Raw genomic sequence first — 18,996 nt, 5'->3', positions numbered from 1 at the left:
TCAGTTACCTCCGAAGCGGGGTGCGCGTTTTTCGGCGAAGGCGGCCTTGCCTTCCTGGTGGTCGGCGCTGATCAGCAATTGGCTTTGCCAATCCACCTCACGGGTGAAGGCCCATTCCAACTGACCGGCGAGCATGGCCTTGGTGGCGGCCACCGCCAGCGGTGCCTGATCGTTCAGGGCCTCGGCCTGTTGTAAGGCGGCTTGCAGGGACTGGCCGGCCTCCACCATGCTGTCCACCACACCCAGGCTCAGGGCCTCGGCGGCTTCCAGCCGCTGGTTGTACATCAGGATCTGACGGGCGCGGGCCATGCCGACCCGCGACGGCAAGGTGTGAAACAATCCCAGATCCGCGGCCAATCCCACTTTGCCAAAGCCCGATTGAAAGCGGGCGTTGTCCGCGGCGATCACCGTGTCGCAGGCCATCGCCAGGGAGAAACCGGCGCCCACCGCCCAGCCTTCCACGGCGGCGATCAGCGGCTTACCCATGGTCAGCATCTGCTGCACCAGGCGGGTATTGCGGCGCATGCGGGTGCGGGCGCTGGCCAGTTGGGTTTCGTTCATTTGGCCGATGTCGCCGCCGGCGCAGAAAGTGCCTTCGGCGCCGGTGATCACCACGCAACGCACCTCGGCGTCCTGCTCCGCCGCCAGCAAGGCGTCATAGAGCTCGGCGCGCATTTCCAGGGAAAGGGCGTTTTTGCGGGCCGGCGCATTGAAGGTGAGCACCTGGCAGTTGCCTTCACGGCGAGACAGCAAGGGACCGCTCATCAGACGTCCTCCTCATCGATCAGAGACATGAAACGGCGTTTGTGGCCGTCGACACCGCCGAAGCGGTTGAGCAGCACCAGCACCTTGCGCGGGAACAAACCGATGTCGGCTTCGTCGGTGTAACCGATGCCGCCGTGGAACTGCACTGCTTCGCGGGTCACCAGCATGGCGGCGGTGGAGGCTTTTACCCGGGCGGTGGACACGGCGCGGCGAATGCGTTCGATGGGGAATTCCTGATCGATGGCGCGGGCGGCGCTGGTGACCATGGCGCGCGTCAGTTCGATCTGGATTTTCAGGTCCACGGCGCGATGCTGCAGGGCCTGGAAACTGCCGATTTCCTTACCGAACTGACGGCGGATTTTCAGATAGGAGAGGGTTTCATCGAACGCCGCCTGCATCACACCCAGCAGGTAGGCGGCACACCCCAGGGTGGCGTCTTCCAGCGCGGCGTCCACATCAACGCTGCTCACCAATTCCCGCACCGGCGTGTTATTGAACTTCACGGTGGCGACGTGGGAACCGTCCTGCTGCAACTGACGTTCCAGGGTCAGCCCGGCGGCGTCCTTGTCCACCAGCGCCAGTCCCTGATCACAGGCCACCAGGAAGGCATCGGCGGCACTGGCCAGGGACACCCGGCGCACCTCGCCATCCAGCGCGTTATCACGGCACACCGGCGGCTGGTCAACGCCCCCGATCCCGGCCGGCAGAATCAGTTGCTCGCCCTGGATATGCGCGGTGGCGGCGGCTTGCGGCAACAGCGCGGCGGTAAGCGCGCCTTCAATCAACGGCTCCGGCACCAGGCCTTTGCCGAGTTCCTCCAGCAGCGCCACGTATTCCAGCATGCCCAGGCCGGCACCGCCTTTCTCTTCCGGCACACGCAGGCCGGTCCAGCCCATTTCACAGAATTCACGCCAGATCGCGGGATCCAGGCCGAGGTCGCTGTAGCGGGTTTCACGGGCCCGCTCCAACGCACCATGACGGGACACCAGCGTCACCGCGCTATCACGGATCATCCGCACCTGTTCTTCCCGCGCCTCGAGGTCCTCTTGGGTCCATTCGATGGTCATTGTTCTCTCCCGAATTTATTGGCTAACGTCATTCGCCGCCAAGGCGGCTCCCACAGAGGCGCCGGTCAAACAAAATCCAGCTTGCCGTTATTCACCACCACCACGTCACGCTCCACCACCCGGGCACGGAAGGAACCGTCGCGCCAGATTTCGGTACGGATGGTCTCGCCCGGAAAGACCGGCGAGGAAAAGCGCAGGGACAAGGCCTTGAGGCGATCTTCCCGGTAATCCACCAACTCGCGGAACAACGCATGGAAGACCACGCCAAGGGTGCACAGGCCGTGCAGAATCGGACGCGGATAACCGGCGGCCTCGGCGGTGGCGGGATTGGAGTGCAGCGGGTTGTCATCGCCGTTGAGACGGTAGTAGAGCGCCTGCTCGGCACGGGTGGGCAGATCCACGCTGATGTCCGGCTCGCTGTCCGGCAGGGTGTGTACCGCGTGCAGCGGTTCGCTGTCGCCACCGAACCCGCCCTGCCCGCGCAGCACCGTGGTCATGCCGGCGGTGGCCAGCAACTCGCCGTTACCGTCGCGCAGTTCCTTTTCGCTGTACATCAGCGCGTTGTTGCCTTTGTCCACCACACCGGTGACGCGGGTTTCACCCACCACTTCGCCCGCCACCGGCAAAGGCTTGTGCCACTCAATGCGCTGTTCACCGTGCACCACGCGCACCGCGTCGATGCCGGTGTCTTCACGGGCCACCCAGAAACCGGGATGGCCCAGCACCACCACAATGCTCGGCAGCGCACGGAAATCACGGGCGGAATCGACGAACCGCAGTTGTTTTTCGTCCAGGGGGTCCATACCGAGGCCCACTGACAGGGCGTAAAACGCGGTGTCCTTTTCGGTCAGTGTTTGACGTACCTGGGGAATGGGGTAATTGAGCAAATGTTGCGGATCGATAGCCATGCCGCTCTCACTTTTGTTCGTTCAATTGGTCTGTTTTTAACTGGTCTGTTTTTAGCTGGATCACCGCGTCGGCGGCGAAAGCACCCTGCCCTTCGGGCATGGCGAAAACCGGATTGATATCGATGGAGTCCAGGCGCTTACCGGCGCCGACCGCGAAGCGAGACAAATTGGCGAGCACCTGCGACAGCGCATCCAGGTCCACCGGCGCGCGACCGCGGGCGCCTTGCAACAACGGCGCGCCCTTGATCGACAGAATCAGATCGCGGGCTTCCTCGCGGTCGAACGGACAACGGCGGAACGCCACATCCTTGAGCACTTCAACGAAAATGCCGCCGAGACCGAACACCGCCACCGGGCCGAATTGGGGATCGCGCTGGATTCCCATGAAGCATTCCACGCCACCGACGATCTGCCGGGCCACCAGCACGCCATCCAGTTTCGCCTCCGGGACATGACGTTCGGCGTTGCCCAACAGTGTCTGGAAGCCTTCGCGCACGGAGTCCGCGTCGGCAACGTTCAACAGCACGCCACCGATTTCGGATTTGTGCACGATGTCGGCGGAGGCGATTTTCATCACCACCGGGAAACCGATTTGTTCGGCGTAGGCGGCGGCCTCCTCGGCGCTGCCGAGCACTTTTTCCGGCACCGCGGGAATACCGTGCGCGGCCAGCAATTGTTTGGCTTCGGCTTCGCCGGGCGTGACTTCCGGCAAGGTTACCGGTGACACCGCTTCCCGCCGTGGCAAGGGCCGGGCGAAGGCGTCGCCCAACTGCCCCATGGCCTTGATTACTTTCACCGCGTCGGTGGGGTCTTCCATCAATACGAAGCCGGCCTCTTCATAGGGCCGGTTCTGCTCCGGCTCGCCGATCAGTGACATCACGAACAGACGATCCGGATGGGCATCCTTTACTTTTTTCAACTCCGCGCACAGTTTCGGCGCCACCGATGGCACCGTGCCGGCCTGGCTGAAAAACGCCAGCACCGAAGCGTAGCCGCCATCGGACACCATGCGCTCACCGAAGGTGCCGGCCAGGGTCAGGTCGTTGAGCACCTGGGCGGTGCAGTCCACCGGATTGATCGGGGAACAGAACGGCACCGCGGCTTTCAGGTCGGCCTGTGCCGGCTCCGGCATGGGCGGCATCGGCACGTCCAACTGTTCGGCCAGGTCGCTGACGATGATGCCGGCGCCACCGCTGATGGTGAGCATGCCGAGGGAATTGTTGGCCGGATAAATGCGGCGGGTGGCGGTATAGGCCACGTCCAGCAGCTCGGCGCTGCTCTCCACGCGGATTACCGCGTAGTCCGCCAGCATCGCGTCGAATACCCGATCGTCACCGGCCAGGGCGGCGGTATGGGACATGGCGGCTTTCTGGCCCAGGGCGCTGCGGCCCACCTTCTGCAGAATCACCGGTTTGCGCGCGGCGTGCGCGGCTTCCAGAGCGGCGATGAACGAATCCACATCGCGCACCGCTTCGGCGTAGGCCATCACCACGTCAATGTCCGGGTTCTCCACCATCCAGCCAATGGCTTCGCCCAGGGTGACGTCACATTCGTTGCCGGTGGCGGCGCAGATAGGCGTGCCCAGCCCACGCGCCCGTGCCAGCCCCAGCAGGTGAGCGCCGTAGGCGCCGGACTGGGAGGCGATACCGATGCGGCCCGGCAGCGGAAAACCGCGTTCCAGGCCGGACATGAAACTGCCGAAGAAGCCGATGGTGCTGTTGAAGGCGCCGGCGGTATTGGGGCCGAGCAGGCGCATGCTGTGGCGGCGCGCGGTGGCCAGCAGTTGCTGCTGTAGCGCTTCGCCCTGCGCGCCCACTTCACTGAAACCGGAAGAGAAAATAATGGCGCTGCGTCCGCCCCTGCGGCCCAGGGCATCCACGGTGTCCACCACCTGCGCGGCCGGCACCGCCACCACCGAGGCGTCCGGCGCTTCCGGCAGGTCATCGATGCTGGCATAGGCCGGCAGCCCCTGAATTTCGCTGCGTTTCGGGTTCACCGGCATTACCCGGCCCTGGAACTCACCGCGCAGCATGTAGCTTACTGGCCGGCCACCGATACGGGTGGCATCGGCGGATGCCCCCACCACCGCCACGGACCGTGGCTGCAGCAGTGGCGTTAGCGAAGCGAATCGGCCGTTGGTGGTGCCGTTCGCGTTGGTGTCGTCTTGCATCACCGCAAGCTCCTTTCTGGTCCGACTATTTCCAGGGAGCCTCTGAAAGACGTCATGCCGGACTCGATCCGGCATCTCCTTCTACCAAGCCATACGCCCTGCACAGGGAGATCCCGGGTCAAGCCCGGGATGACGGGGTGTTTTTCAGAGGTTCCCTGGTTTTTCTTATTGGAAGGCTGACGAGGGACGCCCACCCCGTCGCCACCGGCGACAAAGCCGCCGGGGCGGGGGGATCTTCCCAGGTGAGCGCTTGGGAAACGGAGTACAACGATCTCGGCGACAGCGGTGCGAGAACAGGCTATCCGGACCGGGACCGGCGCCGGGACTAACGGTATAGTGACGACGTGGCCGGGACGGGCCACCGGGGGCATGCTCATCACTCTGCTCTCCCACTTTGTTGTTCTGTGCCGTGGTTTCGAGAACGGCGCCGGGTCGTTGCCCGGGCCGGAATTGCGGTTTATGGTAGATTCACCATTCTGAATGTCAATCCTTATTGTGAATACAAATCCATGACATCCCCAAAAGACGAACGCTCCGATACCAGCAACCGGAACGGCGGCAGCCGAAATGGCAGCACCAAGGACGTGGGCGCCGTGGTGAACGCGATCCAGCTTTTGCGCCACCTCGCCCACCAGCAGGCACCGGAGGGCGTGGCCGCCATCGCCCGCGCCACCGGCGTCAGCCCCAGCAGCGCCTTCAACATTCTGCGCACCCTCAATAACGAGGGTTTCGTGCGCTTCGACGAAAGCAGCAAGACCTATCAGTTGGGCGTTGGCCTGTCCGAGCTGACGGTCAATCTGATCGGTCAGAGCTATGCCGACCTGATTCAGCCGGAGCTGGAGCGGCTGGCCCTGAATCTGGATATCCTGATCGTGCTGTGGCGCATCACCCACGATAATCACGTCAGCGTCATCGCCCGCGGCATCCCCAATGTGGCCCATGTGGATGTGCGACTGGACAGCCGCCTGCCGGAGCTGATCGGCGCCTGCGGCCGCGCCATCGCTGGGGTACGCGACCTGCCCGACGCGGAACTGCGGCGCCGCTTCGCAAGGCTGCGCTGGGAGAATCCACCCAGCTTCGAGGAATACCAGAAAGGTGTTAAGGAAGCACAGGAACGGGGCTGGGCCCTGGACGACAACTGCCTGTATCGCGGCATCAGCATGGTGGCCAGCGTTCTCACCGATCACCACAATCAGCCACGTTTCGCCATCTCCGGCATCGGCATCACCGCCCAGCACAATGCCCGTGGCCTGGCCCGGGCCGGCGATGCCATCCGCGACACCGCCCAATTCCTGGAGCGCTCACTGTTTCCCCGCAATCTTAGGGAAAACACTATCGATGAATAGCATTCAGGATATGGAATAGAAAACGCAACACGCAACACGCAACACGCAACACGCAACACGCAACACGCAACACGCAATGAATAGCGTTGCCACGCCCCATCGCCTGCCAACCTCCTCCGGGGTCAACATCAGCCGCGACCGCAAGGTCGCCCCGTCATTCGCGTGCAAGCGTGTTGCGTGCTGGCGTGCAAGCGTTTTGATTTCCACACCCTTTCTGCCATCATTGATATCAATGCAGTCATCAGGAGACGCCCATGGCCTCCATTACCATCCGCAACCTCGATGACGAATTGAAAGCCCGGCTGCGCTTGAGCGCCGCTGAACACGGCCATTCCATGGAGGAAGAGGTAAGGCAGATCCTGCATCGCGCGCTGGAGCCGGGCTCGGATACCGGTCTTGGCACCCGCATCCGCGAGCGCTTTGCCGCCTATGATGCTGAACCGCCGGAGTTCGAACGGCGCCGGGACGTGCCCCGCGATCCTGGTCTGGATCAATGATTGTCCTGGACACCAATGTGCTGTCGGAATTGATGCGGCCGGCACCCGAACCCCGGGTGGTCGCGTGGCTGGACCGCCAGCCCGGCCGGGATGTGGCGGTTACCAGTATCACCGTGGCGGAAATACTGCATGGCGTCCGCCGCTTGCCCGCCGGGCGACGCAAACGCCGGCTCACGGACCTGTCCATAGGTTTGTTCAACGAGGAGTTCGCCGGCCGCGTGCTGCCTTTCGACGCCCCGGCCGCCGCTTACTACGCAGAAAAACTGGCGGCCTGCGAAAAACGCGGACGGCCCGTGCACATGGCCGACGCTCAGATCGCCGCCATCTGCGAGCGGCACGGCGCTGTACTGGCCACTCGCAATATCAAGGATTTCGAGCCATTGGGGGTGTCTTTGCTGAATCCGTGGATGGCACATTCGCTTGCAAGCAAGCTTCCCACAGCGGCCCTGTAGAAAGGCTGTGGGAGACCAGCTTGCTGGCGAATCAGCCCTTCCGATGGAGCATTCGCTTGCAAGCAAGCTTCCCACAGCGGCCCTGTAGAAAGGCTGTGGGAGACCAGCTTGCTGGCGAATTCCGGCCTCCGGCGTTGGCACATTCGCTTGCAAGCAAGCTTCCCACAGCGGCCCTGTAGAAAGGCTGTGGGAGACCAGCTTGCTGGCGAATTCCGGCCTCCGGCGTTGGCACATTCGCTTGCAAGCAAGCTTCCCACAGCGGCCCTGTAGAAAGGCAGTGGGAGACCAGCTTGCTGGCGAATCCGGCCTCCGGCGTTGGCACATTCGCTTGCAAGCAAGCTTCCCACAGCGGCCCTGTAGAAAGGCTGTGGGAGACCAGCTTGCTGGCGAATCAGCCCTTCCGATGGAGCATTCGCTTGCAAGCAAGCTTCCCACAAGGGCTTCGTGGCACCTACAAGGGGCCCATCAGGCAGCGTAGTAGCGCCGGCCCTCGCGGTCGGCGCGCGTGGCGCGGCCGTGGGCGTGCAGGCAGTTGAGGTGCGCGATGCTCTCCCCCATGGCGAACATCATCTGATTGTTGTCGAGCTTGCGGTTGAACAGCAGTGGCAACAGATCGTAGGCGGTCAGCGGCGCTTTCTCACAGGCTTCCTCGGCCACGCTCAACTGCTCGTCATGGTGCTTGACCAAAGCATCGATACGAGCGTGCAGACCATGGAAGGCCAGCCCATGGGCGGGCAATACCAGACTGTCTTCCGGCAGTGCGTTCTTAATTGCCGTCAATGAATCGACGAAAGCGCTGACCGGGTCATCATCCGGGTCGCGTGCATGCACGGTCAGGTTACTGGAGATGCGCGGCAGCACCTGATCGCCGCTGATCAGCACATGATCGTGTTCACGGAACAGGCAGGCGTGCTCCGGCGCGTGGCCCCGGCCGATGTGCACCCGCCAGGTTTCACCATTGACCTCAATAGCGTCGCCGGCGGCGATGAACTCCGGGGTCGGTGGCATGATCGGCACGACTTTTCGGAAACCGTTGCCACGGCCGCTGAGCGCATCCAGCGGTTCCCCATGCAGACCATGCAGCCCCATGAAGTGGCGCACGTCCTGGCGCACCGTGTCGTCCTCGGCGGAATGCAAATGATTGAGCAATTCCCACTCCCCGCGCGTCATGCGCACCGGCGCTCCGAAACGTTGCGCCAGCCAGCCGGCCTGGCCGACATGGTCCGGATGGTAATGGGTGACGATGATGCGGCGGATCGGCCGGCCTTCCAGGGCGTTGTCGAACGCCTCGGCCCAGATTTTCTGGGTGTGGCGGGTACCGAATCCGGTATCGACCAGGGTCCAGCCGTCCCCATCCTCCAGCAACCACAGGTTGATGTGATCCAGCGCCAGCGGCATGGGAAAGTACAACCAGTACACGCCCGGCGCGACTTCCAAACGCTCGCCGGGCTGCGGCGGTTGCGAAAACGGATACTGCAATTCGGACATGGGGTTCTCCCGAAGACCACTTTGTCGTTATTGTGTTGACCCAACCTCAGGGACGAAATCAGATGGAAAGGTGAACCCAGTATACCTATAGAATCCCTCATTTTCTTCCCTTCCAGGGTTCAAGGGAAGCACGGGGATTCACTCATAACGGAGAGAGCTATCCATGCAAGCGTGGCAGATCAACGACGGCACCATGGCCCTTGGCCCCTTTGATACCCCGGAACCGGCGCCGGATCAGGTGCGTATCCGAGTGCGGGCGGTGGGTATCAATCGCGCCGATATCCTGCAGGTGAAAGGCATGTATCCGGCGCCCCCGGGCTTCGACCAGCGGGTGCCCGGGCTGGAATACGCCGGCGAGGTGGACGCCGTGGGCAGCAAGGTCACCCATCGCCAGGTGGGTGACCGGGTCATGGGGCTGATTCCCAGCGGCGCCTACGCGGAATATCTGGTGGTGCATGAAGATGAACCGCTGACATTGCCGGACAATCTGGACTTCGCCACTGGCGCCACCATTCCGGAGGCCTTCCTGACCGCCTATCGGGCGCTATTCCTGGACGGCGGCCTGCAACCGGGGCAGTGGTGTCTGATCCGTCCGGCCAGCGCCGGCGTCGGCCTCGCCGGCACCCAGTTGGCGGCGGCCCTGGGGGCCAGACCGATCGGCTCCAGCCGTGACCCGGCCAATCTACGCACCGCCGAAGGCATGGGGCTGGTGGCCACGGTCACCGAGGACGACACCCTGGCCGAGCAGTTGAAGAACATCACCGGCGACGGCGTGGCGGTGATCATGGATATGGTGGGCCCGGATTGGAGCCAGGTGCTCAAGGGCCTGCGCACCGAAGGCACGCTGAGTCTGGTGGGCGTGCTGGGCGGGGCCCAGACCATGATGGACCTGCGCCCGTTTCTGCAGCGGCGTCTGAAGATCACCGCCATGACCATGCGCAGCCAGACCCTGGATCGCCGCATCGCCATGGCCGGCCTGTTCAACGACCGCCTGGCGCCGCTGTTCGCCGCCGAACGGCTGCGTCCGTTGCCGATGGAGACCTTTGCCTTCGCCGATGCTCTGGCCGCCCATCAGCATATGGTGGAAGACAGCTTCAGCGGCAAGCGGGTATTGGTGCTATAAGATAGGATTGGCGGTCCGTGGACTGTGGGAAGCTTGCCTGCAAGCGAATGGGAGTTACTCGGGCGTTTACAATATTCGCTTGCAGGCAAGCTCCCACAGCGGCCTTGTAGCCACTTTTGATGTTAATGTCCGCGAGTTGAGACACCCCCGCTTCCCTACTCCATGGTATGGCCGCCACCGCCCGGCCCTGCTATATTCCCGAAACGCAATTTCATAATAATGAGGTGCCGCAATGTCTCAAGCCACCGCCACCGCCCGGCCGCAGATGACCGAAGCCGAGTGGGAAGTTCGCAAGGACCTGGCCGCCGCTTATCGTTTGGTCTCGCTCTACGGCTGGGAAGATCTGGTGTTCACCCACCTGTCCGCCCGTGTACCGGGACCGGAACATCACTTTCTGATCAATCCGTACGGTATGTTGTTCGATGAGATCACCGCCTCCTCCCTGGTGAAAGTGGACCAGGACGGCGAAATCGTCGACCCCGGCGCTACCAACCGGGTTAACCCGGCCGGTTTCACCATCCACAGCGCCGTGCACATGGCCCGCGAGGAAGCCGGGGCGGTGTTGCACCTGCACGCTGCCGACGGTGTCGCCGTGAGCGCGCACAAGAACGGCCTGCTGCCGTTGAGCCAGACCGCCATGCTGTGTCTGGACCATCTGAGCTATCACGATTTTGAAGGTGTGGCCTTGAACCTGGACGAGCGCGAGCGTCTGGTGAAGGATCTCGGCGACAAGAACCTGATGCTGCTGCGCAACCACGGCACTCTGAGTGTGGGCCAGGATGTGGGTGAAGCCTTCACCTACATGTACTTCCTGATGAAGGGCTGCGAGATCCAGGTGCGCGCCATGGCTCAGGGCGAGACTTACCAGCCTTCCGCCGAAGCCATCGCCACTACCTCTGATCAGTCCAAGAGCCTGGGCATGGCCAGCAAACTGACCTGGCCGGCCCTGCTGCGCAAGCTGGAACGCGCCGGCAGCGACTACGCGCGCTAAAAGAATTCGCCTGCAAGGCAAGCTCCCACAGAGCGGCTTCGTAGTCCGTTGCTGTGGGAAGCGGCCCGGGCGGTGCTCCGCTTGGCCGCGAATACCCCCATTCGCTTGCAAGCAAGCTTCCCACAGCGGCCCTGTAGAAAGGCTGTGGGAGACCAGCTTGCTGGCGAGTCCCGGCCTCCGGCGTTGGCACATTCGCTTGCAAGCAAGCTTCCCACAGCGGCTTCGTAGCCCTCTCTGTGGGAAGCTGCCTTACAGCGATGATTCCGGCTGCCCTACCCCTTCCCTTCCAGATTCGCGCGCAGCACGGTGAGTGCCGCCATGTTGACGATGCGCCGTACCGTGGCGCTGGAAGTCAGAATGGTCACCGGCGCGTTGACGCCAAGCAGGAACGGCCCCACCGCCACATTGCTGCCAGCGGCGGTTTTCAGCAGGTTGTAAGCGATGTTACCGGAATCGCCGTTGGGACAGACCAGCAGATTGGCCGACCCTTTCAGAGTGGAATCCGGCAGAATGCCCTGACGAATCGATTCCTCCAGCGCGGCGTCGCCATGCATTTCCCCGTCCACTTCCAAATCCGGAGCCGCTTCGCGAATCAGCGCCAGCGCCTGACGCATCTTCTCACTGGCGGCGCAACGCTCGGAACCGAAATTGGAGCGCGACAACAGCGCCGCCTTCGGCTCCAGATTCAGGCGCCGCATTTCCTCGGCGGCGGCCACGGTGAACTCGGCGATCTGTTCAGCGGAGGGATCCTCGTTGACGTGCGTATCCACCACCGCCACCGTGCGCTCTGGCAGTAACAGCACATTCATCGCCGCATAGGTGCGGGCGTTTTCCTTGAGGCCGATAACCTGATCGACAAAGCGCAGGTGCTCGGCGAACCGGCCCACGGTACCGCAGACCATGCCATCGGCCTCGCCCAGGTGCACCATCATGGCACCGATCAGCGTCATACGGCGGCGCATCTCGGTACGGGCCACTTCCTTGGTGACACCCTGACGACAGAGTTTTTCCCAATACTCGTTCCAGTAGCGGTGGAAGCGTTCGTCCTGCTCCGGATTGGTGACTTCCACATCCTCGCCGAGACGCAGGCGCAGCCCGTAGCGCTCGATGCGCATGGCCAGCACTTCCGGACGGCCCACCAGAACCGGGAACGCCAACCCTTCATCCACCACCACTTGCACCGCGCGCAGTACCCGCTCTTCCTCGCCCTCGGTGAACACGATGCGGGCCTTGCCGCCGTCACGCACCAGTGCCTTGGTGGCGGAGAACAGCGGTTTCATGAAGGCGCCGGAGTGATAGACGAAGCGCTCCAGTTGTTCGGCGTAGGCGTTCAGATCGGCGATCGGCCGGGTGGCGACGCCGTCGGCCATGGCCGCTTTCGCCACCGCCGGGGCAATACGCACGATCAGGCGCGGGTCGAACGGTTTCGGAATCAGGTACTCCGGACCGAAACTGATGTCATAGGTGCCATAGGCGGCGGCCACCACTTCGTTCTGTTCTTCCTGGGCGAGACCGGCGATGGCGTACACCGCCGCTTTTTCCATTTCCCGGGTGATGGTGGTGGCGCCGGCGTCCAGCGCACCCCGGAAAATATAGGGGAAGCAGAGAACGTTATTGACCTGGTTCGGGTAATCGGAACGGCCGGTGGCCATGACCAGATCATCGCGCACCGCCTTGGCGTCTTCCGGCAGGATCTCCGGGCTCGGATTGGCCAGCGCCAGGATCAGCGGACGTGCCGCCATGCGCTGTACCATGTCCGGCTTCAGCACACCGCCGGCGGACAAACCGAGGAACACATCGGCGCCGTCGATCACCTCGCCCAGGGTGCGCGCGTCGGTGGACTGAGCGTAGCGGGCCTTGTCCGGATCCATCAGCACTTCGCGCCCCTGATACACCACGCCTTCGATATCGGTGACCCAGATGTTTTCCTGCGGCAGGCCCAGATCCACCATCAGATCCAGGCACGCCAGCGCCGCGGCACCGGCACCGGAAGTGACCACCTTGACCTGATCGATGGGCTTGCCCACCACCTTGAGACCGTTGATGAAGGCGGCGCTGACGGTAATGGCGGTGCCGTGCTGATCGTCATGGAATACCGGAATGCTCATGCGTTCACGCAGTTTGCGCTCAACGATAAAACACTCCGGCGCCTTGATGTCTTCCAGGTTGATGCCGCCGAAAGTCGGTTCCAGAGCGGCGATGATCTCCACCAGTTTGTCCGGGTCGCTTTCGTTGATCTCAATATCGAAGACATCCAGGCCGGCGAACTTCTTGAACAATACCGCCTTGCCTTCCATCACCGGCTTGGACGCCAGGGCGCCTATGTTGCCCAGCCCCAGTACCGCGCTGCCGTTGCTGATCACCCCCACCAGGTTACCGCGCCCGGTGTAACGGAACACGTTGTTGGCATCGTCGACGATCTCTTCGCAAGCGGCGGCCACGCCGGGCGAATAAGCCAGCGCCAGATCATTCTGGTTGGTCAGCGGTTTGGTGGCGACGACGGCGGTTTTGCCGGGAACGGGGAATTCGTGGTAATCGAGTGCAGCACGACGGCTGTCGGTGGCCAAGGTCAGGTCTCCTAATGGTTTTTCCTGGGAAGATTGTGCGAACCAGTGTACTGCTCCCCACCGGCATCACACTAGGGAGTAAAGCCCCTGGAGCCCACCAAACTGTTACATTTCGCCAACTGTTACAATTCGGTTTGGTCAATCTATTCCGGAGTCACCGTGTCAGGAGACCACCCAATTCTCCAGGGCCAGATCCGGAACCCGCCGAAACTCACGGAGATTATTGGTCACCAGGGTCACGCCCAGAGCGAGCGCGTGAGCCGCGATGAGCGTATCCAGACTGCCTATCGGTGTGCCGCACGCCTCCAGATAAGTACGCAGGTCGCCATAGCGCTCGGACGCGGCCTCGTCGAAGGCCATCACTTCGAGCGGTGCGAGGAATTTGCCAAGCGCCTGCTGATTGCGCTTCGAACCGCTCTTAGCCACCCCGAACGCCAATTCCGCGGCGGTAATGCTGGACACAGCAACGTTGCCGGCACGCAATGATTCGAAGTGACGAAAGACCTTCTCGGGTCGCCGATTGATGATGTAAATACAGATATTGGTGTCCAGCAAATAGCGCAGCCCTTCCATTGGCCTTACTCCATTGACTCTCGATCCTGTGCCGCCGGTTGCTCCCGTTCCATTTGGAAATCCGCGTCAAACTCCTCGAGAGCCTCGCGCATGATGTCCCAAGGGCGTTCCACCGGCAGCAATAACACACCATTACCAAAACGCCGGGCGATCACTTCCGTCCCTTCGAAGCGCAGATCCTTGGGCAGCCGCACCGCCTGACTGCGGCCGGACATGAAGATTTTAGCGAACTGGGTCATGACAAACCCTCCGAAGAGCCCTGATACATACCGCCGATATATATCACCTGGGACACGGCGTCAAGACCGTCACTATCCACTATCGCCCACCGGCGCCGCCCAGACGCTGTCCGCTGGCCCCTGCCTCACCCGCCGGGCGGTACGCTTCGCCGCCAGCATCAACAGCACCGCCGCAATCAGGGCCGTCCCTTCCACCGCCAACGTCGCCGGAGTGGTATGCAGCCAGGGCGGCAGGGAGGGCAGCGTCAGCGCCAGCAACCCGGTCAGAGGAATCGCCAGAGTGGTCAGCGCCGCCAGCCACAGCAGCTCCACCACCGCGCGGGCGGCGCCGCGCCAGAACGCCCAGCTCACGCTGGCCAGGAAGACGGCATAGTAGACGCCCGGGTACCAGGCGTTGCTGTCCGCCACCAGTCCGTTCACCCATTTGCCCGCCACCATGGCGGCGGAGACTCCCGCCACACAGCCCCAACAGACGCCGACGGTGGCCGCCGCCATCAGCTCGGTGGTGCGGCGCTGGGACACCGGTGCCTCGTTGCGGCGTTGTTTGCGGCGGCGGGTTTCCACCCACAGTAAGTTACCGCTGTAAAACAGAAAGGCCCCGCCCAACCCGAGCAGCACATAGACCCAACGCAGCAGCGAACCGCCGAAGTTGCCAAAGTGCAGGCCGAAGAAAGTGGTGATGATATCCACCCAGGGATCTTCGTGGCCGGGCATGTAATCGGTGTCGGTGATGTCACCGGTGTAGGGATTGAGTGAGATGAAGCCACGATCGGCGCCACGCACCATGTGCTCGGGATTCTCACCGGCGATACGCACCGAGGCCCGTGGACCAAGCACGTCGGAGTACATCATTTCCCGGGGTTCGAAATCGGGATCATAGTCCCGCACCGTGGCCAGCAGTGTTGCCGGCGCCACCAGATTGTCCACCTGCCGGGGGATACCGTCGTCGGACGGCGCCGGCCTGGAAAACAGCGGACGGTCGCCGTACGCCACCTTGCCCAGGCCATCGTAAATCTGATCGTGGAAAGCAAACACAATCACTGTCAGACCGATGACCAGATGAAACGGCAGGCTGGTGATGCCGACCACGTTATGAGCATCGAGCCAGAACCGTTTGCGGTTCTTACCCGGCCGCAGGGCGAAGAAATCCTTGATCAGCGTGGGCAGCAACACGATCACGCCGGATACCAGCGCCAGCACGTAGAGCACACAGACCACGCCCATGACATAGACACCGAAGTAATGATGTCCCTGTCCGGGGACGCCGCCGGTCTGGTGTAGCAGATCGATCAGTTCGGCCATGGTCGAAGGTTGATAGGACGCCGTCCGCAGAGTGCCGTCGCCGTCCAGCGAGGCCCGTCCGGTGACACCGGGAAGGTGCCGGCCGCCCTGCTGCTGCCAGGTCAGGGGCACCGGCGCGCTCTCACTTTGCCGCAGGTGCAGGGTGAAGCTCCGGGCCGCTTGCGGATGGGCCCGCAGCACCGCGTCGATCAGCTCCGGCCAGCGTTGCTCCCCGGCCCACTGCCACTCGCCCTGCTCCGCCACCGGCGGTGACGCCCAGCGATCCAGTTGCGCCTTGAACATGGTCAAGGCGCCGGCGTAAAAGCCGATGAACAGCATCATCCCGGCGATCAGTCCGGTCCAGGTGTGCAGCGTCTTGTAAGTCCGTATCACATCGCTACGCATATCAGCCGCCTTCCATCATCACACGCACCACCGCCAAGGCGGAAAAAGCCGCCACATTGGCGGCTCCCAGCCACAACCAGGCGCGCGGGCCGGTGCGAAACAGATAGACGAAAGCGAACACCGCCATCCAGATCACCGGCACCACCCACATATTGAATTGCACCTTGTTGGGGGCTTCGATGCCGCCCGGCCCGAGCCAGGCGAACAGCCCCATCAGTGCCAGGGCCAGGGTGAATCCGAGCACGCCGCCGGCCAGAGTCTTGCTCCACCAATGCGGTTGAATCGGCGGTCGTTTCGGCTTGGCCATCAGGCGCGCCCCTCCTTGAGCAGTGACAGCAACGGCAAGGTGCCGAGCAACAGCATGAGCACGGTCAGAGCGGCGAAGAACCCCGCCTTGGCGTCCAGCGTCACCATCCATGCCGGCCAGGACAGCAACAACAGCGCCCACGACAGAGCCCGCCAGCCGATACCAGCCAGCGGCCGCGCCAGCCACCGCTGATTGGGTGAGCGCAGGTACACCAACACGCTCCCGGCAACACTCAACAACAGGCAAATCGAAACCGTCATTTCATCACCCCCGGTTACCAACGGTATTTAACGCTGGCGGTGATGTTGCGGGCGGAGCCGTAGGAGCAGCCGAAGGAGTTGCAATAGGAAAGGAATTCCTCGTCCTTGAGATTGCGCCCGATCAGGGCCAGCTCGACGCCACGCCAGCCCACTGCGCCCATGTCATAACGAATGGAGGCGTCGTACAGGGTATAGCTGTCCACGCTGTAGAGGTTTTCCGCATCGCCGTAGACCCGGTCCATATAACGGGCGCCAACGCCAATACCGAGACCAGCCAGTGGCCCCTGCCGCCATTTGTAGTCCACCCAGAGGCTGGCCATATTGCGTGGGGTATAGGCCTTTTCGTTACCATCAACGTCGGCATCGGAATCATCCACTTCCGTGTCCAGCAACGTATAACTGGCGGTCACACTGGCGCCTTGCCGTTGCCACATTTTGGCTTCCAGTTCGACGCCCCGGGTTCGGGTTTCACCGGTTTGACGCTCACAGGCACTGATGTCCGGGTTGTTGGGATCGGTATCATCAATACAGTCGGCCCCGACCGGGGGATTCAAATCGCCCGCGGTCAGATTGGTCTGGCGCAGGTCGAAAGCGGACAGCGTGACCAGGCTGTTGCTACGCGGCGGTTGATACTTCACGCCGATTTCATATTGCTTCCCTTCCGACGGATCAAACGCTTTGCCATTGGAAGCGACGCCGGCCATCGGCTCAAAGGAAGTGGCGTAACTGGCGTAAGGCGCCAGCCCGTTCTCAAACTCGTATACGCCACCAACCCGCCAGGTCAGGGCATGATCGTCAGTATCATCGCTGTCGTCATTATTCGCCGAGGCCTTGTCATAGGTGGTGTTATCGTAAAAGTCCTGACGCAGACCGGCGGTAAAGTGCCAATTACCGATGGAGATCAAATCCTGAAGATAAATACCGGTCTGGCGCTCTGACACATCGTAATCGCTTTGCGTACTCATGTTGTCACCAAAGCCAGCGGCACCGCCGTACACCGGATCGAATACATTGATGTCGGAAATAGTCGCGGTCACGCCGTAGCGGGCATGGGTCCAATCGGTATGCAGATAATCAACCCCGAAGATCAGGTTGTGACGGGCGGCACCACTGTCGAAGTCAGCGATGAATTGGTTATCGACGGCATAGCTGTCCAGGTCACCGACGCCTTTGACCCCGCGCCGGGCGATGTTGCCATCGTCATCCTTCCACCCTCCGTTGGTAAAAGTCGCTGATACCACCGTCTTGAACAGACTTTCCACATGGTTGTACTTGGCGTTCTGCCGGAATGCCCAGACATCATTGAAACGATGGTTGAAATCGTAACCCAGCGCCCACTGCTCCCTGTCATAGACGTTCCAATCCGGCTCGCCGAGGAAAGTATCGCGATCGATATAACCTCTGCCGGTACGGTATTTTAATCCTTTCAACGGCAAAAACTGGTAGGTGGAACCGCCGTCGTCCTTTTGATAGTAGCTGAGGAAAGTGATGTCGGTGTTATCGGAAATGAACCAGGTAGCGCTCGGCGCGATATAGGTCCGGCTCAGTTCGGTTTCATCCACCTGGGAATCGCCGTCGTTGTAGGAGCCGACAATGCGCCCCAGCCAGCGGCCGTCCTTGTCCAGGGTCGCGCCCAGGTCGAAGGTGCCTTCCGTCTGGTTGAAACTGCCGCGAGAGACCGTCACCTCGTTCTGGTGGTCGAAAGACGGCCGTTTGGCCACCATGTTAACCAGGCCACCAGGAGCGACCTGGCCATAAAGCACCGCCGCCGGCCCTTTCAGAATTTCAACCCGCTCCAGGCCATAGGCATCGACCTGTGGCGTGGTCCACTGCCCGCCTTTCGGCATTCGCAGACCATCCAGATACATGTTGCTGGACCAACTGCTGGCATCAAAGCCGCGAATGATGATGTCGTCCACACGACTGTCTATACCCTGCAGCTCGGTGCTGACACCGGCGCTATAGCGGACCGCGTCCATGATGCTATCGGCACCACGGTCTTCCATCTCCTGGCGGGTCACCACGGAAATCGATTGTGGTACTTCCAGCACCGCCGCATCGGTCTTGGTAGCGGACGCCGAATGCGTAGCGATATAACCCATGCTCGCCGCGCCCCAGGCGTATTCCTCCATCGGCGTGTCCGCGGTGACCTCAACCGCCTCGATCCGGTGGGGCTCGCCCTGCCGCCCTACTTCCACGCCATTTTCGCTGAAGGTATAGGTGAGCCCGGAGCCCGCCAACATTGTGCGCAGGACTTGATCAAACGACATGGTGCCATTGACGGCATTGCCGACTTTACCCTCGACACCGGCGGGATAGTGAATCTCGACGCCGGTCTGGCGGGACAATGCCGACAGGGAGGGGCCGAGCTTTTGCGCTGGCAGCGCGATCCGCACGCGTTGGTGCTGATGATTGTAAGAGGGCTCGGTGGATTGTGCCGATACGGCGCTGGCAACCAGGCTGAGACAGCAGGCAAAAGACAATAGAACGGCGGCACGAGTGGCCGCCGGAAAACGCCATATACGCATTGGTGTATCCTGAGATCAATCCGGAAGAA

General features: G+C 62.3%; 17 protein-coding genes. 5 read left to right on the top strand and 12 right to left on the bottom strand.

Going from position 1 to position 18,996, the window contains the following annotated elements:
• The 4 genes from MA04_RS17440 to MA04_RS17425 form a co-directional block, all read right to left on the bottom strand.
• Positions 1-765: an enoyl-CoA hydratase/isomerase family protein gene (locus tag MA04_RS17440; protein WP_233917408.1), complete on the bottom strand. Its 765-nt coding sequence runs from the start codon at positions 763-765 to the stop codon at positions 1-3.
• Positions 765-1,832: an acyl-CoA dehydrogenase family protein gene (locus tag MA04_RS17435; protein ID WP_163121380.1), complete on the bottom strand. Its 1,068-nt coding sequence runs from the start codon at positions 1,830-1,832 to the stop codon at positions 765-767. The genes MA04_RS17440 and MA04_RS17435 overlap by 1 nt, the downstream gene beginning before the upstream one ends.
• A gap of 65 nt (positions 1,833-1,897) precedes the next feature.
• The gene (locus tag MA04_RS17430; protein ID WP_262461828.1) at positions 1,898-2,740 is read right to left on the bottom strand and encodes a MaoC/PaaZ C-terminal domain-containing protein; all 843 of its coding nucleotides are present in this window, start codon (positions 2,738-2,740) and stop codon (positions 1,898-1,900) included.
• A 7-nt stretch (positions 2,741-2,747) separates the two neighbouring features.
• Positions 2,748-4,910, bottom strand: coding sequence for an acetate--CoA ligase family protein (locus tag MA04_RS17425; protein ID WP_262461827.1), 2,163 nt, complete (start codon positions 4,908-4,910; stop codon positions 2,748-2,750).
• A gap of 509 nt (positions 4,911-5,419) precedes the next feature.
• Here MA04_RS17425 and MA04_RS17420 point away from each other — a divergent pair.
• The 3 genes from MA04_RS17420 to MA04_RS17410 all read left to right on the top strand — a co-directional run bounded on the left by MA04_RS17420 (position 5,420) and on the right by MA04_RS17410 (position 7,205).
• Positions 5,420-6,256: an IclR family transcriptional regulator gene (locus MA04_RS17420; RefSeq protein ID WP_163121385.1), complete on the top strand. Its 837-nt coding sequence runs from the start codon at positions 5,420-5,422 to the stop codon at positions 6,254-6,256.
• Positions 6,257-6,510: 254 nt separating this feature from the next.
• Positions 6,511-6,753, top strand: coding sequence for a FitA-like ribbon-helix-helix domain-containing protein (locus tag MA04_RS17415; RefSeq protein ID WP_080530746.1), 243 nt, complete (start codon positions 6,511-6,513; stop codon positions 6,751-6,753).
• Positions 6,750-7,205: a type II toxin-antitoxin system VapC family toxin gene (locus tag MA04_RS17410; protein ID WP_262461824.1), complete on the top strand. Its 456-nt coding sequence runs from the start codon at positions 6,750-6,752 to the stop codon at positions 7,203-7,205. The genes MA04_RS17415 and MA04_RS17410 overlap by 4 nt, the downstream gene beginning before the upstream one ends.
• A 465-nt stretch (positions 7,206-7,670) precedes the next feature.
• Here the strand turns inward: MA04_RS17410 and MA04_RS17405 are convergent, their stop codons facing one another.
• Positions 7,671-8,693, bottom strand: coding sequence for an MBL fold metallo-hydrolase (locus MA04_RS17405; RefSeq protein ID WP_262461823.1), 1,023 nt, complete (start codon positions 8,691-8,693; stop codon positions 7,671-7,673).
• 163 nt (positions 8,694-8,856) lie between these two features.
• Between MA04_RS17405 and MA04_RS17400 the strand changes: the two genes are divergently transcribed.
• The gene (locus MA04_RS17400) at positions 8,857-9,816 is read left to right on the top strand and encodes a zinc-binding dehydrogenase (RefSeq protein ID WP_022994191.1); all 960 of its coding nucleotides are present in this window, start codon (positions 8,857-8,859) and stop codon (positions 9,814-9,816) included.
• A gap of 232 nt (positions 9,817-10,048) precedes the next feature.
• Positions 10,049-10,807, top strand: coding sequence for a class II aldolase/adducin family protein (locus MA04_RS17395; RefSeq protein WP_080530743.1), 759 nt, complete (start codon positions 10,049-10,051; stop codon positions 10,805-10,807).
• Positions 10,808-11,079: 272 nt separating this feature from the next.
• Here MA04_RS17395 and MA04_RS17390 read toward each other — a convergent pair whose 3' ends face one another.
• From MA04_RS17390 to MA04_RS17360, 7 genes are all read right to left on the bottom strand, one after another.
• A complete protein-coding gene (locus MA04_RS17390) occupies positions 11,080-13,374 on the bottom strand; it encodes an NADP-dependent malic enzyme (RefSeq protein WP_262461819.1) in 2,295 nt (764 codons plus the stop codon).
• 162 nt (positions 13,375-13,536) lie between these two features.
• Positions 13,537-13,947, bottom strand: coding sequence for a type II toxin-antitoxin system tRNA(fMet)-specific endonuclease VapC (gene vapC, locus MA04_RS17385; RefSeq protein WP_233918039.1), 411 nt, complete (start codon positions 13,945-13,947; stop codon positions 13,537-13,539).
• A 5-nt stretch (positions 13,948-13,952) separates the two neighbouring features.
• The gene (locus tag MA04_RS17380; protein WP_063142050.1) at positions 13,953-14,186 is read right to left on the bottom strand and encodes an AbrB/MazE/SpoVT family DNA-binding domain-containing protein; all 234 of its coding nucleotides are present in this window, start codon (positions 14,184-14,186) and stop codon (positions 13,953-13,955) included.
• A gap of 72 nt (positions 14,187-14,258) precedes the next feature.
• Positions 14,259-15,872, bottom strand: a complete 1,614-nt coding sequence (locus MA04_RS17375) for a PepSY-associated TM helix domain-containing protein (RefSeq protein WP_262461816.1) — start codon at positions 15,870-15,872, stop codon at positions 14,259-14,261.
• 1 nt (position 15,873) lies between these two features.
• Positions 15,874-16,179 (bottom strand): hypothetical protein, encoded by a 306-nt coding sequence (locus tag MA04_RS17370; RefSeq protein ID WP_262461814.1) that lies wholly within the window; start codon positions 16,177-16,179, stop codon positions 15,874-15,876.
• Entirely contained in the window at positions 16,179-16,439 is a 261-nt protein-coding gene (locus tag MA04_RS17365) for a hypothetical protein (RefSeq protein WP_022994075.1), read from the bottom strand. Before MA04_RS17365 ends, MA04_RS17370 begins: the two co-directional genes overlap by 1 nt.
• Positions 16,440-16,453: 14 nt before the next feature.
• Entirely contained in the window at positions 16,454-18,967 is a 2,514-nt protein-coding gene (locus tag MA04_RS17360) for a TonB-dependent siderophore receptor (RefSeq protein WP_262461812.1), read from the bottom strand.
• Between the last annotated feature and the right edge of the window lie 29 nt (positions 18,968-18,996).

Source organism: Alloalcanivorax balearicus MACL04, from assembly GCF_025532145.1.
Lineage (GTDB): Bacteria > Pseudomonadota > Gammaproteobacteria > Pseudomonadales > Alcanivoracaceae > Alloalcanivorax > Alloalcanivorax balearicus.
The sequence above is the reverse complement of the archived record's forward strand: the minus strand, read 5'-3'. Positions and strand labels throughout refer to the sequence as shown.